Source organism: [Phormidium] sp. LEGE 05292 (assembly GCF_015207735.1).
Lineage (GTDB): Bacteria > Cyanobacteriota > Cyanobacteriia > Cyanobacteriales > Aerosakkonemataceae > Floridanema.
Genome location: NZ_JADEWG010000044.1, coordinates 18,907 through 44,367 on the forward strand (window position 1 = coordinate 18,907; position 25,461 = coordinate 44,367).

At 41.8% G+C, this 25,461-nt stretch carries 25 protein-coding genes and 1 tRNA gene; 11 read left to right on the plus strand and 15 right to left on the minus strand.

Annotated elements, in window-relative coordinates; all coding sequences use genetic code 11:
• Nucleotides 1-315: 315 nt before the first annotated feature.
• The 3 genes from IQ264_RS14440 to IQ264_RS14450 form a co-directional block, all read right to left on the minus strand.
• On the minus strand, nt 316-1,458 hold the full coding sequence (locus tag IQ264_RS14440; RefSeq protein ID WP_228061539.1) for a glycosyltransferase: 1,143 nt from the start codon (nt 1,456-1,458) through the stop codon (nt 316-318).
• Between the two features lie 210 nt (nt 1,459-1,668).
• Nucleotides 1,669-2,658, minus strand: coding sequence for a GDP-mannose 4,6-dehydratase (locus IQ264_RS14445; RefSeq protein WP_193981489.1), 990 nt, complete (start codon nt 2,656-2,658; stop codon nt 1,669-1,671).
• A gap of 122 nt (nt 2,659-2,780) precedes the next feature.
• The gene (locus tag IQ264_RS14450) at nt 2,781-4,412 is read right to left on the minus strand and encodes a serine/threonine-protein kinase (RefSeq protein ID WP_193981490.1); all 1,632 of its coding nucleotides are present in this window, start codon (nt 4,410-4,412) and stop codon (nt 2,781-2,783) included.
• A gap of 460 nt (nt 4,413-4,872) precedes the next feature.
• Here IQ264_RS14450 and IQ264_RS14455 point away from each other — a divergent pair, with 460 nt between their 5' ends.
• The 3 genes from IQ264_RS14455 (at nt 4,873) to IQ264_RS14465 (ending at nt 7,979) form a co-directional block, all read left to right on the plus strand.
• Complete coding sequence (locus IQ264_RS14455; RefSeq protein WP_193981491.1) at nt 4,873-5,028, plus strand: hypothetical protein; 156 nt, start codon at nt 4,873-4,875, stop codon at nt 5,026-5,028.
• A 131-nt stretch (nt 5,029-5,159) separates the two neighbouring features.
• Nucleotides 5,160-7,601 (plus strand): phenylalanine--tRNA ligase subunit beta, encoded by a 2,442-nt coding sequence (gene pheT / locus IQ264_RS14460; RefSeq protein WP_193981492.1) that lies wholly within the window; start codon nt 5,160-5,162, stop codon nt 7,599-7,601.
• Between the two features lie 108 nt (nt 7,602-7,709).
• On the plus strand, nt 7,710-7,979 hold the full coding sequence (locus IQ264_RS14465) for a YciI family protein (protein ID WP_193981493.1): 270 nt from the start codon (nt 7,710-7,712) through the stop codon (nt 7,977-7,979).
• Between the two features lie 116 nt (nt 7,980-8,095).
• Here the strand turns inward: IQ264_RS14465 and IQ264_RS14470 are convergent, their stop codons facing one another.
• Both IQ264_RS14470 and IQ264_RS14475 read right to left on the minus strand, forming a co-directional pair.
• Entirely contained in the window at nt 8,096-8,650 is a 555-nt protein-coding gene (locus IQ264_RS14470) for a single-stranded DNA-binding protein (protein ID WP_193981494.1), read from the minus strand.
• 125 nt (nt 8,651-8,775) lie between these two features.
• On the minus strand, nt 8,776-11,340 hold the full coding sequence (locus tag IQ264_RS14475; protein WP_193981495.1) for a mannose-1-phosphate guanyltransferase: 2,565 nt from the start codon (nt 11,338-11,340) through the stop codon (nt 8,776-8,778).
• 910 nt (nt 11,341-12,250) lie between these two features.
• Between IQ264_RS14475 and IQ264_RS14480 the strand changes: the two genes are divergently transcribed.
• Genes IQ264_RS14480 through IQ264_RS14490 form a run of 3 tightly spaced genes read left to right on the plus strand, consistent with a single transcriptional unit; the run spans nt 12,251 to nt 13,707 of the window.
• Complete coding sequence (locus IQ264_RS14480; protein ID WP_193981496.1) at nt 12,251-12,439, plus strand: hypothetical protein; 189 nt, start codon at nt 12,251-12,253, stop codon at nt 12,437-12,439.
• A gap of 14 nt (nt 12,440-12,453) precedes the next feature.
• Nucleotides 12,454-13,272 carry a cobalt-precorrin-6A reductase gene (locus IQ264_RS14485; RefSeq protein WP_228061540.1) on the plus strand — a complete coding sequence of 273 codons (819 nt, stop codon included), beginning with the start codon at nt 12,454-12,456 and terminating at the stop codon, nt 13,270-13,272.
• A 12-nt stretch (nt 13,273-13,284) separates the two neighbouring features.
• Nucleotides 13,285-13,707: a DUF29 family protein gene (locus IQ264_RS14490; RefSeq protein WP_193981497.1), complete on the plus strand. Its 423-nt coding sequence runs from the start codon at nt 13,285-13,287 to the stop codon at nt 13,705-13,707.
• Between the two features lie 257 nt (nt 13,708-13,964).
• On the opposite strand, the gene IQ264_RS14495 is transcribed toward IQ264_RS14490, so the two are convergent.
• Together IQ264_RS14495 and IQ264_RS14500 are read right to left on the minus strand one after the other, a co-directional pair.
• Nucleotides 13,965-15,509 carry a gamma-glutamyltransferase family protein gene (locus IQ264_RS14495; RefSeq protein WP_193981498.1) on the minus strand — a complete coding sequence of 515 codons (1,545 nt, stop codon included), beginning with the start codon at nt 15,507-15,509 and terminating at the stop codon, nt 13,965-13,967.
• A gap of 188 nt (nt 15,510-15,697) precedes the next feature.
• Nucleotides 15,698-16,003 carry a DUF4090 family protein gene (locus IQ264_RS14500; protein ID WP_193981499.1) on the minus strand — a complete coding sequence of 102 codons (306 nt, stop codon included), beginning with the start codon at nt 16,001-16,003 and terminating at the stop codon, nt 15,698-15,700.
• A gap of 125 nt (nt 16,004-16,128) precedes the next feature.
• On the opposite strand from IQ264_RS14500, the gene IQ264_RS14505 reads away from it, so the two are divergent.
• From IQ264_RS14505 to uvsE, 4 genes are read left to right on the plus strand one after another with little or no spacing between them, the layout of a single operon-like run.
• Nucleotides 16,129-16,344: a DUF2945 domain-containing protein gene (locus IQ264_RS14505; protein WP_193981500.1), complete on the plus strand. Its 216-nt coding sequence runs from the start codon at nt 16,129-16,131 to the stop codon at nt 16,342-16,344.
• 2 nt (nt 16,345-16,346) lie between these two features.
• Nucleotides 16,347-16,676, plus strand: a complete 330-nt coding sequence (locus IQ264_RS14510) for a DUF3140 domain-containing protein (protein WP_193981501.1) — start codon at nt 16,347-16,349, stop codon at nt 16,674-16,676.
• A gap of 19 nt (nt 16,677-16,695) precedes the next feature.
• Complete coding sequence (locus IQ264_RS14515) at nt 16,696-17,082, plus strand: nuclear transport factor 2 family protein (RefSeq protein ID WP_193981502.1); 387 nt, start codon at nt 16,696-16,698, stop codon at nt 17,080-17,082.
• On the plus strand, nt 17,079-18,002 hold the full coding sequence (uvsE, locus tag IQ264_RS14520) for a UV DNA damage repair endonuclease UvsE (RefSeq protein WP_193981503.1): 924 nt from the start codon (nt 17,079-17,081) through the stop codon (nt 18,000-18,002). Before IQ264_RS14515 ends, uvsE begins: the two co-directional genes overlap by 4 nt.
• Nucleotides 18,003-18,136: 134 nt before the next feature.
• Here uvsE and IQ264_RS14525 read toward each other — a convergent pair whose 3' ends face one another.
• A complete protein-coding gene (locus IQ264_RS14525) occupies nt 18,137-18,916 on the minus strand; it encodes a class II glutamine amidotransferase (protein WP_193981504.1) in 780 nt (259 codons plus the stop codon).
• 175 nt (nt 18,917-19,091) lie between these two features.
• Entirely contained in the window at nt 19,092-20,321 is a 1,230-nt protein-coding gene (locus IQ264_RS14530) for an aminotransferase class I/II-fold pyridoxal phosphate-dependent enzyme (RefSeq protein ID WP_193981505.1), read from the minus strand.
• 80 nt (nt 20,322-20,401) lie between these two features.
• Here IQ264_RS14530 and IQ264_RS14535 point away from each other — a divergent pair, with 80 nt between their 5' ends.
• Entirely contained in the window at nt 20,402-21,214 is an 813-nt protein-coding gene (locus tag IQ264_RS14535; protein WP_193981506.1) for an acyl-CoA desaturase, read from the plus strand.
• 110 nt (nt 21,215-21,324) lie between these two features.
• Here IQ264_RS14535 and IQ264_RS14540 read toward each other — a convergent pair whose 3' ends face one another.
• From IQ264_RS14540 to psbZ, 6 genes are all read right to left on the minus strand, one after another.
• Entirely contained in the window at nt 21,325-22,596 is a 1,272-nt protein-coding gene (locus IQ264_RS14540; RefSeq protein ID WP_193981507.1) for a glutamate-5-semialdehyde dehydrogenase, read from the minus strand.
• A 4-nt stretch (nt 22,597-22,600) separates the two neighbouring features.
• Nucleotides 22,601-23,011: a hypothetical protein gene (locus IQ264_RS14545; RefSeq protein ID WP_193981508.1), complete on the minus strand. Its 411-nt coding sequence runs from the start codon at nt 23,009-23,011 to the stop codon at nt 22,601-22,603.
• 296 nt (nt 23,012-23,307) lie between these two features.
• Complete coding sequence (locus tag IQ264_RS14550) at nt 23,308-24,111, minus strand: thioesterase II family protein (RefSeq protein WP_193981509.1); 804 nt, start codon at nt 24,109-24,111, stop codon at nt 23,308-23,310.
• A 150-nt stretch (nt 24,112-24,261) separates the two neighbouring features.
• Nucleotides 24,262-24,333: transfer RNA gene (locus IQ264_RS14555), tRNA-Gly, on the minus strand.
• A gap of 86 nt (nt 24,334-24,419) precedes the next feature.
• Complete coding sequence (ribH, locus tag IQ264_RS14560; RefSeq protein ID WP_193981510.1) at nt 24,420-25,010, minus strand: 6,7-dimethyl-8-ribityllumazine synthase; 591 nt, start codon at nt 25,008-25,010, stop codon at nt 24,420-24,422.
• 113 nt (nt 25,011-25,123) lie between these two features.
• On the minus strand, nt 25,124-25,312 hold the full coding sequence (psbZ, locus tag IQ264_RS14565; RefSeq protein WP_193981511.1) for a photosystem II reaction center protein PsbZ: 189 nt from the start codon (nt 25,310-25,312) through the stop codon (nt 25,124-25,126).
• Between the last annotated feature and the right edge of the window lie 149 nt (nt 25,313-25,461).

Below are 25,461 nucleotides of genomic sequence, written 5' to 3' on the forward strand. Positions count from 1 at the left end.
CGTCAGCCGAACGGTTTTGCGGTTCAATTTACTGTTACGACACAGATATAGCAACCGCCAAGGCGATTAAGGCAAGATGAAAAGTCATAACCCTTGTTTTATAAGGTTTTTCCTTCTGCATAAAAGCCTTCTGCCTTCTGCCTTCTGCTATATCTTACTAAACCCGCCCCTACAACTCAAAACTCGATCGGGATTGACAAGATTTCAGGATGGAGAGAATTTACAGATTGACTAATCCCGTTCATCCTGTAAATCAAATAATCTTGGTCAAACTTTCCCCATCCCCAGTACCTAGTCACCTAGTCCCTTTGTCTCTTATCTTGGTAAAGCAACACGGTCTGTCGCACTTAACAATTCTTGCAGCTTTTGGCGAAAAGCATCTCTACCAAATTGGGCTAAAGACTCTTGTCGTAACCATTTCCCGTCACAACGTTGATCTTCGCCTTGAAGAATTTCCATACAAGCTTTTGTCACCGCTTCTGGGTTACGATGGGGAACTCGCCAACCCAAACGCCCATCTTGTAAAGGGTCAGCTGAACCGTCAGCGTCACCAGACAACACCGGAACACCGCAAGCCATCGCTTCTAAGTAAACAATACCAAATCCTTCTTGAGAAGGCATGATATAAGCATCAGCAAGACGGTAATGTTCGACTAATTGTTCTGTGGGTACAAAACCTGCAAAAACAACTCTGTCAGCAACACCTAAATCTTTTGCTAACTGCGCTAATCTTGGTTGGTCGTCACCACGACCGATGACTAAGTATTTTACATTGGGGAAGGCTTGCGCGATCGCAGGTAGCGCCCGAATCGTCACATCTACACCTTTATAAATATCCCCAGACCACAATCTTGCCACAGTCATCAACACTCTAGCACCCGCCAAATTATACTTTTCCACTAAAGCCGAATTCTTCTCTCCCGGAGTAAACACCTCACCATCTACACAACAAGGAAGAAACTCCACAAACTTAGGATTAATTTGATTAGCTTGACAAAGTTGGTCGCGACTATAACGGCTAATTGTCCAAATTGCCGACGCTTGTTGCAAAGCTTTTTGATCTTTTGGCAGCAACGGTTCCCAAACTTCTTTACCATAAGTCAAAACCGTATAAGGTATTCCCATGCTTTGGCAAAGTGTTTGAATTAAAGGCCCTAAATTAATGTGACCGCAAAAAACATGATGGGGACGATATTGCCAAAGATAAATCGCTAAAGCAGCAATCATCCAAACTCGCCCTAACATTGGATTTACAGTTTTGAAATAATGAAATCTCAGCTTTTCGGTGGCAAAAGGATTGTTCTTTACAGCTGCATCCCGGAGCAAAAATACATCCGCCATCGGTGGTTCGGATAATCCTAAATAAGCTCGCCAAATATCCTTAATATAGGATTGAATCCCACCTTCAACACCAACAATTTCTAAGAAAACAAATAAGTAACGCTTGTCACTGTTCATTTTCATTCTTATCCTTAAATTTATATTTATATAATTCCCAAATCTCAAACTAAAAATTAACTCTTGTACTTGTGGTGGAAAACAAGAGTGCAAGGAGACAAGGAGACAAGGGGACAAGGGGACAAGATGGACAAGGGGAATTAAATTTTAGCTTTCCCCTCTGCCCCTCTGCTCCTCTGCTCCTCTGCTCCTCTGCCCCTGCCCGCCTAACTAAGCTCTAGCACTTGGTACGATTGTGCCATTCTGCAATCGCTCTAAATCTTTGCGTACCATTTTTTCTATCAATTCTTGAAAGTTAACTTGAGGTTGCCATTTCAGTTTTTGTTTTGCTTTTGTGGAGTTAGCTACTAATACAAAACCTTCGTCAGGTTGGACTAAATTGGGATTCACTACCAGATAGCGAGTCCAATCTAATCCCACACATTCAAACGCGGTAGCTACTAATTCCTTGACACTGTGCAGTTTTCCTGTCCCAACTACGTAATCTTCAGGTTGGTTTTGTTGCAACATTCGCCACATTGCTTCGACGTAATCTCCGGCATAACCCCAATCGTATATAGCTTCCAAATTGCCCATTTCTAAGCGATCGCTAATTCCCAATTTAATTGCTGCTGCTGTCAAACACACTTTCCGAGTCACAAACTGTGACGATCTGCGGGGCGATTCATGATTGTATAAAATACCACTGCAAGCAAACAAATCATAACGCTGACGATAATGCGCCATTGTCCAATGAGCGTGTAATTTTGCCGCTGCGTAGGGATTCATTGGTCGAAAAGGCGTATTTTCATCTTGAGGCGAAGAGTCTACTTGCCCAAACATTTCCGAACTGCTAGCTTGATAAAATCGAGTTGCCAAACCTGCTTGACGAACGGCCATTAACAATCGAGTTGCCGTTGCAGCGACTAAATCTAAGGTTTCCAGTGGGTCATTCCAAGAATCGGGAACAAAACTAGGAGCAGCTAAATTATAAATTTCTTGAGGTTTTACTTGTTCGAGCAAACCAGAAATCACTGCACTATCAATCATATCAACAGCATAAATCTCTAGTTTGTTAACTAAAGAACCCAACTTAGCGAGACTACTTTGCCGTTGAGGTAATACCAAGCCCACCACTCGATAACCCTTTTGCAATAGTAATCGACTTAAGTAATAACCGTCTTGACCTGTAACCCCTGTAATTAGTGCTGTCTTAGTCATTAGTCTTTAGTCATTAGTCTTTAGTCATTGGTCATTGGGAAATTTTCGATTTTCGTTCGCGTAGCGTGTGCGTTAGCACGTATTGAATCTTCCCTAGTTCCCTAGTCCTCTAGTCCCCAAACTTACCAAATCCCGCGTTTTCCCGAAGGGCGTACAGTCATCCAGTTAGTTTTAGCCATAGCTAATTGCTCTTCTGTGATTCTGGCACCAGTGAGGTTAGCACCACAGAGATTTGCCCCTCGCAAATTGGCATTCATCAGATGGGCATAACTCAAATCTGCCCCTCGCAAATCCGCACCTTCTAAATCAGCATAACTTAGATATGCTCTACCTAAATTAGCATCCCGGAGAATTGCTTGATTTAAACTGGCTCTGCCAAAATCGGCGTGAAATAGATTTGCGCCTTGAAGATTGGTTCTATTTAATCTAGCTTGATGAAAAATAGCTTCTGATAAGTCAACTTTTTGTAAATTTAGTAAGCTGAGATTTTGTTGGGCAAAATCTCTTCTACCTTTACTGTAGGATGTTTGTACTTCTTGCGCGTCTAATTTGCGCTTAATATTTTTAGCCTTACTTCCGGTAAAATTATCACTACTAGGTACATTTCCGACATTTCTGTTAGTATTAGCTCGATAGCCACTGATTCCTGAATGAATGTCAGTTCCTTCTAGCCTAGTGCGTCTGGCACGAATTGCCATTGCTGCTTTAACTACAGAATTGGAGGATACAGATCCTCCTTTAGAAGCACTTCCAGAATTTAGGGAATTAGGGCCAAACCTGCTAGCTGGTGATGGTGAAGATCCCGGTGGTAGGCCAGCAATCATGCCTTGAGCTAAACTATCCAGGTATGGTTCTAGGTCTAAAGCTCTGAGAACATCGTTGGCGGATTGGAAGCGATCGCGCACTGATACTTCTAACATTTTCCGCAGCACATTGGCAAAATGGTCACTCAAATTGTTGACCATGCGGACGTGCTTTTCCCACAGCATTTCCCCAGTTGAGGGATTGTAATCCAAATCTTTAGGAGATTTGCCACTCAGTAAATAAATACAAGTGACTCCCAAAGCATAAATATCACTAGCATAAACTGGGCGCATTGCCATTTGTTCTGGGGGTGCGAACCCAGGTGTACCAATAGCATAAGCTGTTAAAGCTGTTTGGTCTGAGTTATTTGTTGCTGGGTTAACTTGGTTTTTCACCGCCCCGAAGTCGATTAACACTAGTTTTCGGTCTTGGTTGCGACGAATCAAGTTTGCTGGTTTAATATCTCGGTGAATTACCTTTTGGCTGTGGATATATTGTAGTACTGGCAGCATCTCGCTCAAGAATTGTTTGACACCTTCTTCGCTAAAGGGGCCATTTTGTTTCACCTCTCTTTGTAGAGTATCCCCGGACACATACTCCTGCACCAAATAAAATTGCTGATGGTCTTCAAAGTAGTCCAGCAATAGTGGAATCTGGGGATGATTGCCAATTTGTCCTAATGTTTTTGCCTCGCGTTCAAATAACTCTCGCGCCATTTGAAAAACGTGAGGTGCGGTTGCCGTTGGACGGAGTTGCTTAATGACGCAACAGGGTTCTCCCGGCAATTTTTGGTCTTTAGCTAAAAATGTAGCTCCGAAGCCACCCTGACCCAGAGGTTTGACCACACGAAATTTACCTCGCAGCAAAAGTTGTGAACCACAAGCTTGGCAAATTTCTTCGTGGTCTGGGTTTTCTGGATTAGGACAGGCTGGATTTAAGCAATAGCTCATTCAGCGTCACTCGCGCATAGGATCATTTACTATTCTTTGAGCGCCCTATATTTTATTATCCGGGCTAAAACCAATAATTACAGTACTATGTATGCAATCAATCATTTCACAGAGTTGATTAATCAACCTCTAAATCTGTGAAGTATTCTTCAATTCTTCTACATTCACCCCCGTTTAAATTACATAAAATCTAACCTATCCATAGTTAGATTACCCATTGTCAGTGGGAAACTAACAAATAAATATAGTTAACGATCGATAATAAAGCTAAAAATGATACTTCCATCTTAACTAAAATGGATTAATGCTTGGTATAGCGTTCAATCTGAGCTTATCACATCCAGTGGTAGTATCATGGTGGCAAAGACAGATTAAATCCGAGAAAGTGCTAATGATAAGTATTGCCGATATACTTTTGGTAATTCCTTATCTACTTACGTAGTTCTACGCAATATTTTAGATGAAACCTGAAACGATTATTCTGTTTTTGCGATTCAATGACACTAGTGCAAGAAGGCAGAAGGCAGAAGGCAGAAGGGAAGAAGGTTTTTATATTCAGCTTTTAAGAAGTTTTCAACTGCTCAATCATTTCTGCCGTGCTGCACTAGCAACTTGAGTTAATACCGCAAGGTAGGGGTACACAGGAAATTAAAAGTCTTTAGCCTTCTGCTTTGGAGCCAATATTTCCTTGATTGTTGATACTTTAGGTAAAATAGACAGTCTGACATCGGTAAAGGCATTTTAGCAATGCGTATCTCTCTCAACTGGTTGCGGGAACTGGTAGATTTCACCATTACCCCGGAAGATTTAGCCCATAAGCTGACTATGGCTGGGTTTGAAGTAGAAGAAATTGAAGACCGTCGCACTTGGGCTGATGGTGTGGTCGTGGGTAAGGTGCTGAGTTGTCAACCTCACCCTAACGCCGATAAGCTGAGAGTTTGCGAGGTAGATATTGGCTCCGGCACTCCTTTAAATATTGTCTGTGGAGCGGCTAATGTCAAGGCGGATTTATATGTGCCAGTTGCGACTATTGGTACATACTTGCCGAAAGTTGATTTGAAATTGCGATCGACTAAATTGCGCGGTGTGCGATCGGAAGGGATGATTTGCTCTTTGGCAGAATTAGGGCTAGAAAAGGAATCATCGGGAATTCATAGTTTTGCCCCAGAAAACATCAAATTAGGCAGCGATGTTCGCCCACTTTTAGGTTTAGATGATGTGATTCTGGACTTGACAGCAACGGCTAATCGTGCTGATGCTTTAAGTATGATTGGGATAGCACGAGAAGTGGCGGCTTTAACTGGGGCAACTTTGAAATTACCAGAAGTTCCCGAAGTTAAAATTTCTGGGGGAAACAAAGAGGTTTTAAGTTTAAAAATTGAAGAACCCCAAGCTTGTCCGGCTTATATTGGTACGGTAATTGAAAATATCAAAATTGATTCTTCCCCTGAGTGGTTACAACAAAGATTGCAAGGGGCGGGAATTAGACCGATTAATAATGTGGTAGATATTACCAATTACGTGCTTTTAGAATGGGGACAACCGTTACACGCTTTCGATCGGCAAAGTTTACAGTCAGTCACAGGCAAAGATTCTCTAAGTGTTGGTGTTCGTTTAGCTAAAACTAGCGAATCTCTAAAAACATTAGATGGGCAAACAAGGAATTTACCATCCCAAGCTTTGTTAATTACTGCTAACGATCGACCAGTAGCTTTAGCTGGAGTAATGGGTGGAGAAGAAACCGAAGTTTCCGATCGAACTCAAAGTTTATTGCTGGAAGCAGCATTATTTGATCCTACAGCAATTCGCCGTTCTGCACGCAGTTTGGGAATGCGAACTGAGGCTTCGGGACGTTATGAAAGGGGTGTGAATCAAGCAGAATTAGAATTAGCTTGTCGCCGTGCGATCGCGCTAATTTCTGAATTAGCTGGCGGCGTTCCAGTAACACAGGAAATTGCTGATAATCGACCAAATCAATCTGCTTGGACAAGATCGATCGAACTACGGATCGATCGAGTAAATCAAGTATTAGGCCCAATAGATTTAGGCGAAGAACTTGGCGAATTACAACCAGAAGATATTCGTCCAATTCTCACATCTTTGGGATGTGAAATTAAACCCACTGAAGATGAAGGAGTTTGGTTAGTAACAGTACCACCTTACCGTTATCGAGATTTAGAACGGGAAATTGATTTAATTGAAGAAATTGCCCGTCTTTATGGTTACGATAATTTCTGTGTCGAACTACCAGAAGAAACCGAAGCAGGGTATCTTTCTATTGACCAATTGTTAACTCGAAAATTGCGCGAAGCTTTACGAGGTGCAGGGTTAACAGAATTAGTCCATTACTCTTTGGGTAAACCGGAAGGAGAAGCACAAATCAAACTGCGTAACCCAATGTTTAGCGAATATTCGGCTTTACGCACTGATTTAATTGCGGGATTAATCGACAGTTTCCAATATAACTTAGAGCAAGGAAATGGCGCTTTAAATGGTTATGAAATCGGGCGCATTTTCTGGAGTGAAGAAGATGGTTTAATGGAGGCTGATTCTTTAGCGGGAATTATCGGTGGCGATCCTACAGTAGGTCGTTGGGTAAATTCTGGAAGGGAAAAACCAATGACTTGGTATGAGGCTAAAGGTATTTTAGAAAGTGTGTTTCAACAGTTAAGAATTACTGTTGAATATCAACCAGATTGTCGTGATTCTCGCTTACATCCGGGACGAACTGCTTCTTTGTGGGTACAAGGCGATCGCTTAGGAACATTCGGGCAACTTCATCCGCAGTTACGTCAAGAACGAGGTCTTCCTGATGCAGTTTATGTGTTTGAAATAGACCTGGATGTGTTACTAGATCAAATGAATCAAGATGAAATTTCGACTCCAGTTTTAAAACCCTATTCTAGTTATCCAGCATCCGATCGCGATATTGCTTTCTTTGCCTCCACTAAAGTTTCTGTCGCAGAAATTGAACGGATAATGGCAAAAGCTGCTGGTACTTTATTAGAATCAGTGGAATTGTTCGATCAATATTTGGGCGAAAATGTCCCCCAAGGACAACGGAGTTTAGCATTTCGGTTAATTTATCGGGCGGGCGATCGAACTCTCACAGAAGATGACATCGAATCTGTACATCAACAAGTTAGAGAAGCTTTAACCGAAAAATTCCATGTAACTCTCAGAAGTTAGTGCTTTTGTGTAGTTGGTAGAAGGTAGTTTTCTTCACTACCTTCTACTTTCTATAGCTATAAGATTTTTTGAACCGCAAAGGACACAAAGGACGCGAAGGTTTACATTATGCCAAAATACGTGATGTGGGGAAGTTATTGTGAGGATGTTCTGGAAAAAAGAGCACCATTACGACAAGCGCATTTAGATGGTTTAGCAGCACAAAAAGAGTCTGGTGTTTTAATTACGATCGGCCCAACTCAAGACTTAACAAAAGTGTTTGCCATTTACGAAGCAGCAGACGAAGCAACCGTTCGCCAGTTAGTTGAAGCCGATCCTTACTGGCAAAACGGTATTTGGACAGAATACGAAGTTAAGGAGTGGATTCAGGCAATTTAGTTATTTATCATTAGAGGAAACAGATTAAGTTTGTTGTAGCGACTTTAGTCGTATATTTCTCCCATTTGAACACTAAAGTGCTCACAACAAACTGTCTGCGGGCATTATGCGATCGCTTAAAAAGGAATATCATCCACATCTGGTGGATTTACAGGAGTCGTTGGTTTTGGTTTAGTTGTGGTAGTGACAGATGGAAGAGGTTCATCATCTACTTCGGGAATAGTGGCAGTATTTGTCGCAGAAGCAGTGGCAAAAGATCTGCCACTTGTAGTTGCTACATTGTCGGAATGATAAGAGTCTTGATTACTATTTGTCGCTTGGCTTCTGGCAGAGGTTGTTCCTGTTGTCGCCGCAGCAAAACTATCACTAGCACCTAAATAATGAACTTTTTGGGCTGTTAATTCTGCACGTTTTTCTTTGAATCCTTCTGGTTTACGTTCAAAGGTGTTCATTCCTAAACGACCTTCAATAACTATGTGTAAACCTCGGTGACAACGTTCGTGAATTTCTGTGGCTAGATTCCCCCATCCGATTACTTTTAAGTTAGCTGGAGGATCGTCAGGTTTGATACCGGGAAACTGGACTAACATCTCAGCAACGGCGAGGTTATCAGGTGTATATCGCAGTTGAGGATCTTGTACGACCTCGGCCATTAAAATGCAGCTGTTCATAAATAAGTTTTGAGTGATGATTGTTGTATTTGCTTGGCATTATTTCTATTTTACAACTTTTTTGGTTGATGGGATTGGTAATTGTTAATTCCCACGAACTTTTCAACAATTACCAATTATCCAATTTATTGAACTGCTTGTTCTCGTTGTTCTTGGTCAACAAAGTTTTGCACTTTAAAGCGGTATTCTTTTAAAGTACGATCGACCCAAGTGCGATCGCTACTGTTCACGAAAATATGCACTAATGGTTCGCCAGCATCGGGCAAAAGTAACACCCAACTATCATCAATTAATGAGCAAATTTTTACCCCATCTATTAATTCTAAAGAGTCGGCAGGATGAGTTTCTACTAAATAGCGCATTAATGCTCCTTTAACTGTCCAAGGGCAACGCACTGTTTGGTATTTATGGTAAACTAGCGGCAATTCTTCCCGAATTGTGCCGAGCGATCGCTCTTGAATTGTTAACATTTCAATTAATTTAGCAATGCAGAACATCGCATCAAATCCCGGATGCAATTGGGGGAAAATAAATCCCATTTCTGCTGAACCACCTAACACTACATGAGCATTAGTTTGGCAAGCTTCCATTAATGCACTCGGATTAGCTTTCGTCCGAATTACTTTACCATCATGTCGTCGCGCAATTTGTTCTACAGCACTGGAAGTATCAACCGGAACTACTACTGTTCCTCGCGGATTAGCTGTCAAAATCATATCTACCATTAACGCGGTTAGCATTTCCCCGCGAATTGGTGCACCAGTTTCATCAACTAAAATTAACTGTTCGCCATTTCCAGATACTTGTACCCCAAAATTGGCTTTTAATGCTTCTACCACATGACCAAGTTGATGTAACAATGCTTCTCTTTCTACTGCGGAAACAGCTGTTTGATTCAGAGAAGCATTTAATACCACTGCATCACAACCAAACTTCGCTAATAATTGGGGCAATACTGCTCCTGAAACCGCATAAACATAGTCAATGACTACTTTGGAATTACTATGGCGAATTGCTTGGGTTGTCAGGTGTTTTTCAAAACAAGTAATGTAAAGATCCATCACCTGACTTGGATAAGCCATATTGCCAATTTCATCAATTTGGGCACGGCGTAAATCTTCCTTAAAATACGCTCCTTCAATTTTCTTTTCTTGGGCTTTGGAAATGTTAATTCCTTTCAAATCTAAAAACTCAATCAAAATATGATCGGGCCGTTCGGGATGGATTCTAATATGAATACCGCCGACTACTGACAAAGTAGAAATTACTGTGCGAGTAATCGGAATAGCTGTAGCTTCCAAGTTCTGCACATGAACACCAACTGACATTAAACCCGCAATAAAGGAACGAGAAACCATGCGGGAGATGGTACGTTGATCGCGGGAAACGGCTACTTGTGACCCAGGTTTTAAGGTGGAACCGTAAGCTGCACCTAATTTGACGGCAAATTCTGGGGTAATATCAATGTTGGCTAATCCTGAAACGCCTCTTTGAGCGAATAGATTCCGGGTGGCTCTTTGACCCCAAATTAAGTTTATATTCAAGGTTGCGCCGGATTCAATTTGTTTGCTGGGCCAAACCCGAACACCTGGGTTAACTAAGCTTTCTTCTCCTACTGTGGACAGGGAACCAACCACTGCGCCTTCTAAAACTTGGGCGCGACGATCGACTCTCGTACCTCTAGCAAGTACGCAAGCACTCAGTTGCGCTTCTTCGCCGACTATTGCCCCATTCCAAATGATTGGGCGTTTTAAGTTGGCTTCTGCACCAATGGTTACTTTGTCACCAATGACGGTTCCGGCTTCTATTTGTACTCTTGGCCCAATGCGGCAGTTGTCTCCAATTAAGACTGGTGCTTCAATTTCGGCGGTGGGGTCAATGTAGGTATTTTGTCCAATCCAAATTCCTGATTCTCCCACGTAAGGCGTTCTCGGTACTGTGGCGGAGAAGTATCGCTCCTCGTAAGCTTTTTCTAATTTAACTTTGCCACATAGTCCATCGTATTGTGCTTCGCGATAAGCGTCTAAATGACCAACATCGCACCAGTAACCTTCGGCAATATAGCCATACATTGGTATTCCTTTATCCAGTAACAAGGGAAATAAATCTTTGGAAAAGTCGCTTTCTTGGTTAGCTGGCAAAAATTCTAAAACTTCTGGTTCTAGAATATAGATGCCTGTGTTGACTGTATCGGAAAAGATTTCACTGGTAGAGGGTTTTTCTAAAAATCGTTTTATATGTCCATCTTCGTCTGTAATTACTACACCAAATTCGATCGGATTAGGCACGCGAGTTAGGACTATAGTAGCTTTTGATTGATGCCTTTTATGGAAGTGAATGGCGGCGGTTAAGTCGAAGTCGGTAATACAATCACCGCTGATTACTAAAAATGTTCTGTCCAAAAGTTCGGCAATATTTTTGACGCATCCTGCGGTTCCTAATGGTTGCTCTTCTTCCACAGCGTAGGTCATTTGTACGCCAAAATCACTACCATCATGAAAGTAATCGCGGATGACATCTGGTAAATAATGTAATGTGGCAATTACTTCGGTGATGCGATGTTTTTTTAATAAGTTGATGATGTGTTCTGCGATCGGTCTATTGAGTATAGGAACCATTGGTTTGGGGAGATCGCAAGTTAGCGGTCTTAATCTTGTTCCCGATCCTCCAGCCATCAGCACTGCCCGCATAAGTCCTCCTATTTTATCTTCTTAATTATTTGTTACAAATTAGGGCGGGTTGAGTGATAGTTAGGTTTCCCCACTAAAACTTTGATTCACTTTGCCCCTGATATTTCGTCTTTTGGTTATAGCGCGGTTAACCACTAGCTAAAGTAGTTATTTGTAATTGTACAATTTTCCTGGTGACAGCTAATACCTGAGACTGCGATACCTATTTTTATTAAACAGGTAATACATAATTTTATTTACCTATCTTGGGATGTTGATTACTAACTCTTAAGATACATTTAATGAGACTGGGGTATCAGCAAACCAATCTTAAATTTGTTCAGTAATTACATTTGGACTGTTAGATAAGCTTAAGTACTTTTGTCGGAGTTGGTTCAACTACGCTCAAGTATTTTTGCTCATGACTAACAAATTATGAAAATCACCTCTCTGTCTAGTTCTCAATTTTGGGCAGATACCTTTTTATAATCTTTCAACACAAATATCACTAAATTTTAGGTTAGATGCTGAGCTTGGCTTGGCATTTCTAACTAAAAGAAGTTTTCCGTTGCAATTCTAAGTTACAGCTACGTCGCAATCTTTATTATCTCTCTGATTTTTGGACAAAGAGTTTTTGTTAAACATTTTTTAGCAAATTAGTTAATTCACCACAATTCTCATTTAATAATTGATTGATTATGCTGTCTTCAAAAACAAAATTTAGAGTTATCCTAAATATACTTGCTGTACATCTGCCAAAAATTTGGGAGAGAGTGCAGCAAAAATTTATTTAATTAGCTACATTTTATTTAAAGGCTGTGTTCTGATTATATCAAATTCGTCAGCCAAATATTTTATCTGCTATTCTGGGTAAAGAATGCTACTTTCAGATGCAGAAATTAAGATATAAGTAGGGACGTTAGGAGATTTTATGAGTAATTTAATTGTTGTAGTATTGTTGGTGGCTTACGTTGGAGGCGTTTGGAAGTTCTGGACTGGTTTTGAGAAGACTAACTTCCAACGCAGTTTGCCGACTCGCATCTCTTTAGCCTTATTATGGCCTGTGTTAATGGTGAATAAATCTTTTCGCCGCAATTTTACGAAAGCCCTTAAAGGTTAATAGAGAGTTAGCTGTTGCAGAAGGAAACAGAAATTCAGAAACGGATCTGGTTAATTGGCGGCACTGGAGAAAGTGCTAAGTTAGCAATAGCATTACTCCAAGTTGGGTTGCCTTTGGTAATTTCTGTAACTACTGAAAGTGCGCGATCGCTCTATCCAAATTCCCCTTTATTGCAAGTTTGGGTAGGGCGTTTCAATTTATACCAGATCGAGCAATTTTTAACTCAACAAAATATCATTGCAGTTTTGGATGCTTCTCATCCTTATGCAGTAGAAATTTCCCAAAATGCGATCGCAGTTTGCTTGCAAAAAAATGTTCATTATTTGCGTTTTGAACGACCCAGATCGGAGGTGGGGAGATGGGGAGATGGGGAGATGGGGGGAGAATTGATTTATTTGGATAGTTTTGAGAGGTTAGTATGTGGTGATTATTTAGTAGGAGAAAGGGTACTTTTTACTGTTGGTTATAAGGTTTTGCCTTTGTTTAGAGATTGGCATGGGCGATCGACTTTATTTGCCAGAGTTTTACCTGCTACTACTTCTATTGCAGCAGCATTATCAGCTGGTTTTACTCAAGATAAATTATTTGCCATGCGTCCCCCAATTCCGATTAATTTAGAAAGGGAACTTTGGCAACATTGGCAAATTTCAATGGTAGTCACAAAAGCTTCCGGTGCGCCTGGTGGAGAGGATATTAAACGCCAATTAGCAGCAGAATTAGGAGTTAATTTGGTGATAATTGAACCACCTATTATCCCATATCCTCGCGTTACTAATGATTTGGGAGAAGCGATCGCATTTTGTCAGCAACACTTTGGAACTCAAAATGTTTAGGATTCACAAGCAATGGAAGAGTTACTCACATTAAAAGAATTGTTGTATCAGGGCAAAATATCCGAAGCTCTGCTAATAGTGGAAGAATTAGAGGAAATGAGTAAATCTGATAAACTCAACAAAATTTTTAGCTTTGGTATTATTTTATTGTTACATTTAATTAAACAATCTGCGGAGAATCGTACTACTAAATCTTGGGATACTTCGATACTTAATTCAGTTAAGCAAATTCAACGTACTAATAAGCGACATAAAGCAAAAGGCAATTATTTGACGGAAGAAGAGTTATTAGAAACACTACAAGATGCTTATGATTCAGCTTTAAGAGATGCAGCACTAGAAGCTTTTGAAGGACGTTATGAAGCTGAAGCAATTGGGGAAATGGTGAATCGAGAAGAGATTATTAAAAAGGCGATGGATTTGATTTTAGGGTGATTAATAAGATTTTTTTGAACCACGTTCGCGTAGCGTGTGCGTAGCACGTAAGACACGAAGAACACGAAGGAAGAAGAAGATAATGAGGGTACTTAACCCGAATTTACTATAGTAATCCTAAATGATTTATGAAATAATTTTTATTTTTTTCCTTCCTTCGTTTCCTTCGTGTCTTACGTGCTACGCACACGCTACGCGAACGTGGTTCAAAAAATCTATTTCTTATTTTAAATAATAACCATTTTATTCTATTTTCTCTAAAGTGCGATCGCCATTCCATCAGCGCGAGGTTCAGAACCAGCAATAAATACATCGTTTTCGCGCAAGATAATTTGACCTTTACCAAACAAAGATGTATTTGCAGTTACCCGCACTTCATGACCTTTTACTAACAGCAATTCGCCTATTTTTGGCGAAACACTTTCTTCTAATAATACTCTATTTCCAGCTACAAAAAACCAGCGCGGTGCATCTAAAGCTGCTTGGGGATTCATGCCATAATCCACCATATTTAATACTACTTGTAAATGCCCTTGGGGTTGCATTGGCCCTCCCATAACGCCAAATGGCCCTAAAGGTCGATCGTCTTTAGTTAAAAATCCCGGAATAATGGTATGAAAAGGGCGTTTTTCTGGGGCAATTTGGTTAGGATGTCCAGCTTCTAAGGTAAAACCTAATCCGCGATTATGCAAAGCAATTCCGGTTTCATGAACTAATATTCCACTACCAAAACCTTCAAAATTAGATTGAATAAAGGAAACCATTAATTCCCCATCTGCTGCTGCTAAATAAACAGTTCCACCTTTAGGAAGTCCAGGTTCAGCAAGGAAAATTGGCTTATCATTAATTAAATTTCGGCGTTCAGCAGCATAATTTTTATCTAACAAATGTTCTGCTGCAACTGTCATAAATTTGATATCAGCAACGTGACGATGAACGTCAGCAAATGCCAATTTCATCGCTTCAATTTGGAGATGATAACTCTCGACAGATTCACGGGGATATTGAGCAATATCAAAACCTTCTAAAATATTTAATGCTATTAAAGTGGCAATTCCTTGTCCGTTGGGGGGAATTTCCCAAACAGTTAAACCCCGATAATCTGTAGAAATTGGTTCTACCCAATCTGCTAGATGACTCGCTAAATCTTCTGTGGTTAAAAACCCGCCTGTATCCGCCGCAAAATTAGCAATTTTTTGGGCTATTTCTCCATTATAAAAGCTTTCGCCGCCAGAAGTTGCGATCGTTCTCAACGTCTTTCCATGCGCCTCACTTCCCCAAATTTCCCCTGCTTTGGGTGCGCGGTTTTTGGGAAAAAAGACTTGTTTAAAATGTTCAAATTCAGGACGATTTAAAGGTAAAAATATTCTTTCTGCACGTTGCCAAGCTTGTGCAGTTACCGGAGAGACAGGAAAACCATTTTCAGCATAGCGAATAGCGGGAGAAAATAACTGTTCAAAGGGCAATTTTCCCCAACGTTCCCATAAGTTTCGCCAAGCAGAAACCGCACCGGGAACTGTTACAGGCAACCATCCATTTGAGGGAATTTCTGTTAGGTTTGTAAATGCTGCTAAAGGTAGAGATTTGGCGCTTCTTCCTGAAGCATTTAAACCGTGTAATTTGCCATCCCAAACTATAGCAAAAGCATCGGAACCTATGCCATTAGATGTGGGTTCAACTACGGTAAGTGCGATCGCCATTGCTACAGCTGCATCTACCGCATTTCCCCCAGCTAATAACATTTCTATTCCTGCTAAAGCTGCGAGGTTTTGACTTGTCGCCACTGCACCTCGCTTTCCCATTATCACTTTTCTTTGTGATGGGTAAGGGTAGTTTGTTAAGGGTAATTCCTTGTTCATAGTTGAGGATTTATGAGATTTTTTGAACCACAGAGACGCAGAGAACGCAGAGGATAGAAATGGAGGAGTTCACGATTCATTTAGGATTGTTAGGGTAATTAATTGTCAACTATGAACAAGAAGTTTTGGTGTTATTTACCGCTATAAAAGAAGGCTATTTCTTTGTCTTTTAAAGGCGCAAAACCTGCGTCAATTAGCTTTTGATTGAGTTCTTCTTGAGGAATGTGTTTTGCACCAATTCGCACAATTCGCGATCGCATTGTATTGCTAACTCCGCTACGTTGTCTACCCGCCTCCAAGGCCATAACTTGATTATAAAGATCTAATTTTTCGGCAGGAATGGGAGAACCATCAAAATCTATTCCTTTAGCAATAGCTTCATCAATTGCATCTGCACCTGTGGTGGTTTGTAGTTCTGGGGTGGTTTCTGGAGACATGAGAAAGTAGCAATTAACAACAGGAATATTTTACCAGAATGGCGATCTCTATATTTAGGTTGATGTTTAATTTGTCTTTGTTAACACAATGTAACAAATAGAGGGTTCACCATAGGAGCAAAATTTTGGCAGACGAATTCAAAAAAGGCGACAAGGTAGAATGGAAGACTTCCCAAGGAAAAACTCAAGGCGAAGTAAAAGAAAAATTGACTTCACCGACAGATATTAAAAGTCATCATGTTGCTGCTTCAGAAGATAACCCAGAATACTTGGTAGAAACTGATAAATTAGGGAAAGAAGCTGCACATAAACCAGAATCTTTGCAGAAAATTGAGGAATAAAAATGAGTAAGGACTCGCAAGCTGTCATAGAAGAATTTCAGCAAAATGTCAATATGACGGCAAAAGAAATTGAAAGTTGGCTGAAAACAGATGAGTCAAAATCAGTTGGTAAAAAAGAAGGTAATCAAGAGTCAATTGGTCATGAGTCTGGTAGACATATTGTAGAGATTTTGCAGAAAAAAGAGGGAAATTATACAGAAGATGACCTTTCCCAAATGCAGCGAGTTGTTAGTTATATAAAACGTCATTCCGCGCAAAAACCATCAAGTGACATTGAAGATTCTCGCTGGCGATATTCGCTGATGAATTGGGGACACGATCCGTTAAAATAAGTAAGGAAATTGAACAAAAATGGCAAGCGAAACTGCTGAAAAATTTATGCAAACGCTTCAGCAAATAGAGAGCAACAAGAATGTTGAACCTTTGGTTTCACTGTTTACTGAAGATGCCCAATTAAGTAATTTAGCAACTCCATCACCGCTACAAGGAAAAGATGGTGCTAGGCAATTTTGGCAAAAATATTTGTCAGTTTTTCAGCAAATTAATTCTAAATTTACCAATGTGGTAGAAAGCAATGGTTCTGCTGTGTTAGAGTGGATTTCTGAAGGTACTTTAACATCAGGTGAACCGCTAAAATATCAAGGTGTGAGTATCATAGAAACAGTAGATGGAAAGGTACAGCGTTTTCGTACCTATTATGATTCAGCTGCTTTTTTACCTCAAGGCGCGAAACAATGAATTTAATCACAGAAAGCGATCGCACAACCACCCCCATTATCACTTCACCTCACTTAGGTTTAGTCTGCATTACCGCATCCGATAAAGTGCGTTATCGCACGATTACTCGCAAAAGATTATTACAATTAATACCCACAGAACAAATCAGGGTGTTAAGAGAATTATATGCAGAAAACTTGCGGCGATTGAATAGTGCGATCGCTTTTTGTGCAGCTAACAACATTAAATTATATCGTATTCCTTCTTCATTATTTCCCTTTTCTGATGATTCCATTGGCGAAGATGTATTAACAGAATTTGCAGAAAATCTGCGGGAAATAGGCGGACGCGCACAAAATTTAGGGATGAGAATTGTCATTCATCCCGATCAATTTGTCGTCTTAAGTTCCGACAAACCAGAAGTAATTGAAAACAGCATTAAAATTCTCAATAATCATGGGAGAGTTTTAGATTTATTAGGTTTACCGCGTTCCCCTTGGACAGTAATGGAAATACATGGGGGAAAAAGCGATCGCGCCGAAAGACTAATTAATGTAATTGCCAATTTACCAGAAACAATTCGTTCCAGAATCGCCTTAGAAAATGACGAATATGCCTACAGCGCCTCCGAAATTTTCGACATTTGTCGCACCGCAAATATTCCAATGGTTTTTGATGCTCATCATCATATAATCCACGAAAAAGTTGATAGTTACGACCATCCTAGTGTAGCTGAAATGTTAGCCAAAGCCCAGACAACTTGGCCTAAACCAGAATGGCAATTAGTTCATATTTCTAACGGCAAAGAATCTTTCAACGATCAACAACACAGCGATTTAATCACAGTAATGCCAACTGCTTATAAATCAGCACCTTGGATCGAAGTAGAAGCAAAACTCAAAGAACAAGCGATCGAAAAATTACGCCAAGAATGGTTATAGTTATTTAGTCCGTTGTAACGACTTCAGTCGTTGTCCGTTGTGGCGACTAGCGCTAACGCGCCGCTATCGCTAACAGTCGTCTCCTTTCTAAATAAGAACACTGAAGTGTTTACAACCTAAGAACACTGAAGTGTTCACAACAGACCGATTTCTTTTAGCATACCATCCTGAAAAACTAACAATTCTCCCGGTTTAAGTTGCGTCCAAACCTCATTATCAGTCAAAGGAGTAGTCGCAATAATTGCCACTCGATCGTTCGGAGTCGTCAACTTTTGAAAATCCACCGTCACATCTTGATCGATTAAATGAGCAGCAGCAAAAGGCGCTTTACGTACAATGTACCAAAGATTAGTCGAACAATGAGCAAAAAAATCGAAACCATCAGAAAGTAAATAATTAAAAGTTCCCTTTTGGGCCAAACTTGCCGTCACTTCCTTTAAAACCGGATAAAGTTCTGCCAGAGGTGGTTTAACTTTCGGAAAATGCGATCGCAACCTATTCAAAATCAAACAAAAAGCTTTCTCACTATCAGTCTGTCCAACTGCACGATAAAACCCTTCATTTTCGGGATCAAAATCTGGTAAATTCCCATTATGAGCAAACACCCAATATCTCCCCCAAAGTTCCCGTCGGAAAGGATGACAATTTTCTAATGCAACTTCCCCTTGCGTCGCTTTCCGAATATGAGCAATTACATGAGTAGAACGGATAGGATAACACCTTACCACATCAGCAATTGGCGAAGCGATCGCAGGTTTAGCATCTAAAAAAATGCGACATCCCAAACTTTCAAAAAAAGCAATTCCCCAACCATCTTGGTGAGTATCTGTTCTCCCCCCTCTTGCAGAAAACCCTTCAAAGGAAAAACAGATATCAGTCGGTACATTGCAATTCATTCCCAAGAGTTGACACATAGTAACTGGTGATTGGGGACTTGGTACTGGGTTCTGGGTAAAATTTTACCCTGTTCCTTTTACCTAATATTTACTTTTTCTTTCCTTAAACATTTTTTACCTTCTGCCTATCTTCCCTCCTGCCTTCTGTCCTTCTGTCCTTCTGTCCTTCTGCCTTCTGCCTTCTGCCTTCCCTTTAAGCAGGTCCGATCGCATCAATCGCCGCCTCAAGTGCGATCGCCACATGAGTCCAATGTGTCCCACCCTGACAATAAACAATGTAAGGTTCTCTTAATGGCCCATCTGCGGAAAATTCCAAAGTACTACCTTCGATAAACGTACCACCAGCCATGACCACCTGACTTTCATAACCGGGCATATCCCAAGGTACAGGTTCCACATAAGAATCGATCGGGGAATATTGCTGAATCACCTTACAAAAAGCAATCAACTTTTGGGCCGAACCCAATTTAATCGCTTGAATCACATCCCGTCTAGGTGCTAAAGCAGGAGGATTCACCGGATAACCCAACTTGTCAAACACATAACCAGTCAAATAAGTTCCCTTCATCGCCTCCCCAACCATTTGGGGTGCTAAAAACAAACCTTGAAACAGCAAACGGTTTTGGTCAAAAGTTGCACCCCCCGCACTGCCAATTCCGGGGGCTGTGAGGCGACAAGCCGCCGCTTCCACCAAATCAGCCCGACCAGCGACGTAACCCCCCGCCGTGACCACTGTACCCCCCGGATTTTTAATCAGTGACCCGGCTATTAAGTCAGCACCCACATGACTAGGTTCTTGGGTTTCGATAAACTCGCCGTAACAGTTATCGACAAAGCAAACTGTGTTGGGGTTTTGCTGCTTCACAAGATAGATAATCTTCTCAATTTCCTCAATAGAGAGGCTAGAACGCCAAGAATAGCCACAAGATCGCTGGATCAAGACCAGGCGCGTTTTTTCACCTACCGCACGGGAGAGAGCTTCCCAATCCACATTTCCTTCTTTTGTCAGAGGTAATTCTCGGTATTTAATGCCAAATTCAATAAGTGATCCTTGACCCTCACCGCGCAAGCCAATTACTTCTTCGAGAGTGTCGTAGGGAGAACCGACGACAGCCAGCATTTCGTCACCGGGACGCAGGACACCGAACAAGGCACAAGCGATCGCATGAGTACCGGAAACAAACTGCACTCTTACCGCCGCAGCTTGGGCACCCATGACATCCGCGAACACCTTGTCTAAGATTTCCCGCCCCAAATCATCATGTCCATAGCCGGAAACACCTGCAAAGTGATGGGCTCCGACGCGATGACGACGAAAGGCTGCTAAGACTCTTTTGAGATTTTGCTTGACCTGAGCGTCAATTCCAGAAAAAATCGGAAATAGTGCCTGTTCTGCTTCAAGCAGCTTAAGAGAGCTGTTCATTAATTCCTCATTCACGATATAGGTATGCGGATTTTAAGACCGCGCAGATTGGGTTAGACAATTCGTTTTAAGGTTCCTGCATGACAATTGCAAGCTCAACTCAACTTCGTCCCAATACTTCCCATGCAATTGGTTTATTGGTGGTTCACTTTGGAGCATTATTTGCTCTACTTCCCAGTAATTTCAGTTGGGCTGCTATCGGCTTGGCTGTCTTCCTACACTGGGTTACAGGAGGCTTGGGCATTACTCTAGGCTGGCATCGTTTATTGTCCCACCGGAGTTTTCAAACTCCAAAGTGGTTGGAGTACTTTTTAGCTTTCTGCGGAGTACTTGCCTGCCAAGGAGGAATAATCGATTGGGTTGGTTTACACCGCCTGCATCATCTCCATTCCGATCAAGAACCCGATCCTCATGATTCAAATCGAGGTTTTTGGTGGAGTCATATCGGCTGGATGTTATTTGATAGTCCAGCTAACGCCGATATACCTAGATTTACGAAAGATCTTGCCGAAGACCCAGTTTATCAGTTTTTCCAAAAATACTTTGTGTTGTTACAGGTAATACTGGGAATTGGTCTCTACCTTTTAGGTGGCTGGCCTTTTGTAGTTTGGGGCGTTTTTGTCCGGTTGATGGCAGTATTTCATTGTACTTGGTTTGTCAATAGTGCTACTCACAAGTTTGGGTATCGTACTTATGAATCTGGCGATCGCTCAACCAACTGCTGGTGGGTAGCATTAGTCACCTACGGCGAAGGTTGGCACAACAATCACCATGCCTTTCAATATTCTGCCCGTCACGGTTTACAGTGGTGGGAATTCGACATGACATGGATGACTATTCAAGTCCTGCAATTCCTTGGTTTAGCCCAGAATGTCAAACTCGCGCAGAAGTAGGCAGAGGAGATGGGGAGATGGGAGGACAAGGGGACAAGGTGAATTTTTCTACTTCTGCCTTGGAGCCTTTCTTCCCTTCTGCCTTCTGCCTTCTGCCTTGGAGCCTTCTGCTAAAATCTGCCATTTCCCTGTACGATGTGTTTCAGCGTGGTCAGGGCTTCCATGCTAATTAAGCCTCGGCGCTGTCCTTTTTGGTTAGACATTCCGAGAAAGATAGCGTCTCCTCTTCCTGGATTGCGCGAAAATCTGGGACTAGCGTTAATGTAAGTTGAGGCACTGTTGACACCCAAGGCAAATTGGCGGCTTTCTTGGTACGATTCGGTAACTATACAGTCGGCATGACCGCTGCTGTATTGGTTAATCCAAGCGATCGCACCTTCCAAACTATCCACCAATTTAAAAGCTACTGTCTTAGTCAGGTAAGATTCACTCCATTCCGAATCATTGGTGCTTCTCAACTCAGGAAACTCTGCCACTAAATTGCTATCGCCTTTTAAAGTAAAGCCCTTTTCCTTCAAGCTATTAAATAGGGTGACTAAGGAAGAGGGTTTTTGATTGGGATGAATTAAAACTTTTTCGATCGCATTTACCGGATCGGGCTCACTTTGATGACTATCCATAATCATCCAACGAGCTACTTCCAAGCTACCCGAAGGCGACCAAAATAGATAACAATTACCCATTCCTGACTTTAAAACTGGTGCAGTTGATTGGCGTACTACCTGCTGCACTAAACTCGGACGACCGTAGGGGATAATTAAATTAATGTAGCGATCGAGAGTAATTAAATCTCGCAAAGAACCGCCTTGATCGGTAGGCAAAAGTTCCAAGCTGCCCTCTGGTATCCCCACTCCCTGCAATGCCGACTGCAAAGCTTGAGTAATGACACCATTGGAATGACTCGCCTCACTTCCACCCCGAAGAATTAAAGTATTTCCCGTTTTCATACATAAGCCAGCTGCGATCGCACCCAATTCGGGAAACGCCTCATAAACTAAAGCTATTACCCCCAAAGGCATCAACTGACAGTAAGTTTGGGAATGTTCCAACTGATAAGCCGCCGTCATTACCCGCCGCATCGGATCGGGTAATTCCCCTAACCTTTGCAGCATTTGGATCGTAGTTTGCAATCGTTCCGGTGTCAGTTTTAACCACTCTAAAATTAATTCTGGTATTGCCATTTCCCGACTTGCTTCCAAGTCTAAGGTATTGGCTTCCAAAATCTCGTCAGAGGAACTTTTTAGTGCTTGTGCCATTGCTTGCACGGCACGCGAGCGATCGACTCCTTTGATGGTACCCAGAGCCAAAGAAGCGTGATAGGCTCTCTGAACTGTCGCCATCAAATTTGGATTCACAGAAGCATCAAACGTTTCGGTGGTCATAAAGCTAACGTCTGTAAGCTAGCCAGTACATCAGGACTATCAACATCAACGCCACCACTGCTCCCATGATAAACCCAATGATGATGTGAGGTTCTTTTGGTAATTTGGGAGCCAAGAACAGTCCCACCACAAACACTACCACAATAATTAACAGCGCCACAGGTAGGTAACTGTCTCTGATCCGGGGATAGGCTTTACTCCACCTATTACCTGTCCAGTTCCAAGCTCTTTTGTAGGGATAGGTCGTCGAGAGTTGTTCGATCGCGTGACCATTATCCTCCACTACAAATATTTGCTGACATTTATTGCAGCCAAAGGCTTCTGTCAGGACGATGGGCATCAGTCGTCCCCTTCGTCCACAGGGACAGGGATAATCACTATTTAAATCTATCTTTTGGGCTTTTGGAGATGGCACAAGCGGTCTTATATCAAACCGAGTTTATCCAATGGTTACTATAAACATTCAAGTCACGAACAATTTATTATATGGTATTTTCACCATTTTTTAACTGCTCTTGATTTAATAAAGTTTAAAAGCTAATTACTGTCTTGAATTCTAGCACTCTTAACAGAATTGTTGCTTTCTTGTACTTATGGTGGTAAACAGGAGTGCAAGAGGATTTGCGATTGGGGATGGGGATTCCCGATCGAGCTTTTGAGGAATTAATCAGGTTTACCGAATACCATAAGTTATGAGAGAGCCAAGATTTATCAATGCAAAGGTTTGATTTCCTTAAGTAGCACCCCAGATGGAATCTGGACAATCTGACCCAGTAATTGAGAAAGGCGTTCCAACAGCAGAGATTGGGCGGAGTGCAAGAAGAAATGATCGCCAGGAAACATCTCCAGTGAGAAAGCAGAATTTGTTTGTTCTCGCCAAGGCTCTAGATCTAAGGCATTCGCTTTCCAATCCTCTAATCCACCAAAAGCCGTAATCGGACAATCTAGAGGTAATTCGGGAGTGTAGGAGTAAGTTTCCACTACTGAAAAATCGGCTCGGAGAGTAGGAAGTAACAGTTCCATCAATTCCGCATTTTCTAGTACGGCTTTCGGTGTACCGTTATAGCGTCGCAGTTCCTCCAGAAATTCCGAGTCTGGTAGAGCGCGAATAGGTGGATGGCGATCCCGAAGTTGCGGAGCACGCTGTCCCGAAACAAACAGGTGTAATGGGCTTTGGTTATAATCTTTGCGGAGTAGCCGCGCCAGTTCAAAGCTAACAAATGCGCCCATACTGTGTCCGAAGAAAGCGAAGGGTTTACTCAGGTTAGGCAAGATGGCTGGGGTGAGAGCCTGAATCAATGGTTCAATGTGAGTAAAGGGAGTTTCTCGCGGTCGAAAGCTACGTCCAGGAAGTTCGATCGCACAAAGCTCAACAGTTGATGGCAAATCATCCCACCAAGAACGAAAGCTCAAAGCCGCACCCCCGGCATAGTGGAAGCAGAATAGTCGTAATTTTGCCTCTGGATTAGGTTTGGGATATTTTACCCAGGAGTTAGCATTTGGGGGCTGATACATGGTTTCGTAGCTTTCACCTTGCAATTAAGTTTCTCGATTAGGGGATTTTAACCTGTTTTTTGCCACCCCCCTTGTCGTCAAATAACAATGGTATTTCTGCACTAAAACTTAGCTATACTTAAGATTGGTATTAAAATGACTTAATTTTTAAGCGGGCAACGCGATTCGAACGCGCGACATTCACCTTGGCAAGGTGACGCTCTACCGCTGAGCTATGCCCGCAACCTCTTGACTTTTACTAGTATGTCAGAAAAATCTAGGGTTGTCAACTAAAAATGGATAAAATTTTTAGCTGATGCTGAGATGAACTACTCTAGCTCTGCTGAGGAGTTGGGAACGATCGCATTTTTCAATGCCGCAGGTAACGGTTGGGTAGCGGCTGGCCCAACAACCTTACTGCTGTAGGCTTCCATATCCCCATTACCCTTAATTTGACGCATCAAACTAGCCATTTCCAAAGCATTCATTGCATAATTCCAGCCATGATTACTTTTAATTCCTGCCCGTTCTAGAGCTTGCTGCATATTGTCTGCTGTAATAATGCCAAAAATTACTGGTACTCCTGTTTGAAATCCAGCAGCAGCAATACCTTTCGCCACTTCAGCCGCTACATAATCAAAGTGAGGTGTTTGACCTCGAATCACAGCACCCAAGCAAATCACCGCATCATAGCGCCCGCTGAGTGCCATTTGGCGAGCTACCAAAGACACCTCGAAACAGCCTGGTACCCAAACGTAATCTACCTGAGTGCCATGAAGATCAGTATCGATGCCGTGACGTTTCAGACAATCTTGACATCCCTCCAAAAGCTTACCTGTCACTAAGTCATTAAAACGACCAATGACAATCCCAAACTTTAGGGTTTCTGTCTGAGTAAACGTTCCCTCAAAAACTGCCATGTCAATTTTTTCGTGTCATTTGTCAATTGTTCTTTGTCCATTCTCTCAAAGCCAATGACTTATGAACTACTGAGCAATGAATTTTTGACTTAATGACTAATTATTGACTCAGCTTAGACCACGAAGGAACTTAACGCAGCTACTACCAATACTAAAGCCACCCACAAACCTGAACCCAAAAACAGCAATCTTTTGGATTGATCCCAATTTTGGGGTGAGGCGTATGCCACTGGTACCCAAACTACTAATACGAAAGATAGTGCTACCAGAGCAAACAGCGCAAGTTGAAACAAGATTGTCATTTTTTGCTTCTCCCAAGACAGCAGACAGCTGATTAACTAATTAACCTTTTCACCCACAGGGGGCGAGATTTTAAATTCCTATCTTGCTAAACTACCATGAAGCGGTCATCTTTCAGCAAGAAAGGCAGAGGGTAGAGGGGCAGGGGAGC

Excerpts from the sequence above, each read along its gene's own strand:
- IQ264_RS14440 (WP_228061539.1), bottom strand. The coding sequence starts at position 1,458 with ATGAACAGTGACAAGCGTTACTTATTTGTTTTCTTAGAAATTGTTGGT.
- IQ264_RS14445 (WP_193981489.1), bottom strand. The coding sequence starts at position 2,658 with ATGACTAAGACAGCACTAATTACAGGGGTTACAGGTCAAGACGGTTAT.
- IQ264_RS14450 (WP_193981490.1), bottom strand. The coding sequence starts at position 4,412 with ATGAGCTATTGCTTAAATCCAGCCTGTCCTAATCCAGAAAACCCAGAC.
- IQ264_RS14455 (WP_193981491.1), top strand. The coding sequence starts at position 4,873 with ATGAAACCTGAAACGATTATTCTGTTTTTGCGATTCAATGACACTAGT.
- pheT (WP_193981492.1), top strand. The coding sequence starts at position 5,160 with ATGCGTATCTCTCTCAACTGGTTGCGGGAACTGGTAGATTTCACCATT.
- IQ264_RS14465 (WP_193981493.1), top strand. The coding sequence starts at position 7,710 with ATGCCAAAATACGTGATGTGGGGAAGTTATTGTGAGGATGTTCTGGAA.
- IQ264_RS14470 (WP_193981494.1), bottom strand. The coding sequence starts at position 8,650 with ATGAACAGCTGCATTTTAATGGCCGAGGTCGTACAAGATCCTCAACTG.
- IQ264_RS14475 (WP_193981495.1), bottom strand. The coding sequence starts at position 11,340 with ATGCGGGCAGTGCTGATGGCTGGAGGATCGGGAACAAGATTAAGACCG.
- IQ264_RS14480 (WP_193981496.1), top strand. The coding sequence starts at position 12,251 with ATGAGTAATTTAATTGTTGTAGTATTGTTGGTGGCTTACGTTGGAGGC.
- IQ264_RS14490 (WP_193981497.1), top strand. The coding sequence starts at position 13,285 with ATGGAAGAGTTACTCACATTAAAAGAATTGTTGTATCAGGGCAAAATA.
- IQ264_RS14495 (WP_193981498.1), bottom strand. The coding sequence starts at position 15,509 with ATGGGAAAGCGAGGTGCAGTGGCGACAAGTCAAAACCTCGCAGCTTTA.
- IQ264_RS14500 (WP_193981499.1), bottom strand. The coding sequence starts at position 16,003 with ATGTCTCCAGAAACCACCCCAGAACTACAAACCACCACAGGTGCAGAT.
- IQ264_RS14510 (WP_193981501.1), top strand. The coding sequence starts at position 16,347 with ATGAGTAAGGACTCGCAAGCTGTCATAGAAGAATTTCAGCAAAATGTC.
- IQ264_RS14515 (WP_193981502.1), top strand. The coding sequence starts at position 16,696 with ATGGCAAGCGAAACTGCTGAAAAATTTATGCAAACGCTTCAGCAAATA.
- uvsE (WP_193981503.1), top strand. The coding sequence starts at position 17,079 with ATGAATTTAATCACAGAAAGCGATCGCACAACCACCCCCATTATCACT.
- IQ264_RS14525 (WP_193981504.1), bottom strand. The coding sequence starts at position 18,916 with ATGTGTCAACTCTTGGGAATGAATTGCAATGTACCGACTGATATCTGT.
- IQ264_RS14530 (WP_193981505.1), bottom strand. The coding sequence starts at position 20,321 with ATGAACAGCTCTCTTAAGCTGCTTGAAGCAGAACAGGCACTATTTCCG.
- IQ264_RS14535 (WP_193981506.1), top strand. The coding sequence starts at position 20,402 with ATGACAATTGCAAGCTCAACTCAACTTCGTCCCAATACTTCCCATGCA.
- IQ264_RS14540 (WP_193981507.1), bottom strand. The coding sequence starts at position 22,596 with ATGACCACCGAAACGTTTGATGCTTCTGTGAATCCAAATTTGATGGCG.
- IQ264_RS14550 (WP_193981509.1), bottom strand. The coding sequence starts at position 24,111 with ATGTATCAGCCCCCAAATGCTAACTCCTGGGTAAAATATCCCAAACCT.
- ribH (WP_193981510.1), bottom strand. The coding sequence starts at position 25,010 with ATGGCAGTTTTTGAGGGAACGTTTACTCAGACAGAAACCCTAAAGTTT.
- psbZ (WP_193981511.1), bottom strand. The coding sequence starts at position 25,312 with ATGACAATCTTGTTTCAACTTGCGCTGTTTGCTCTGGTAGCACTATCT.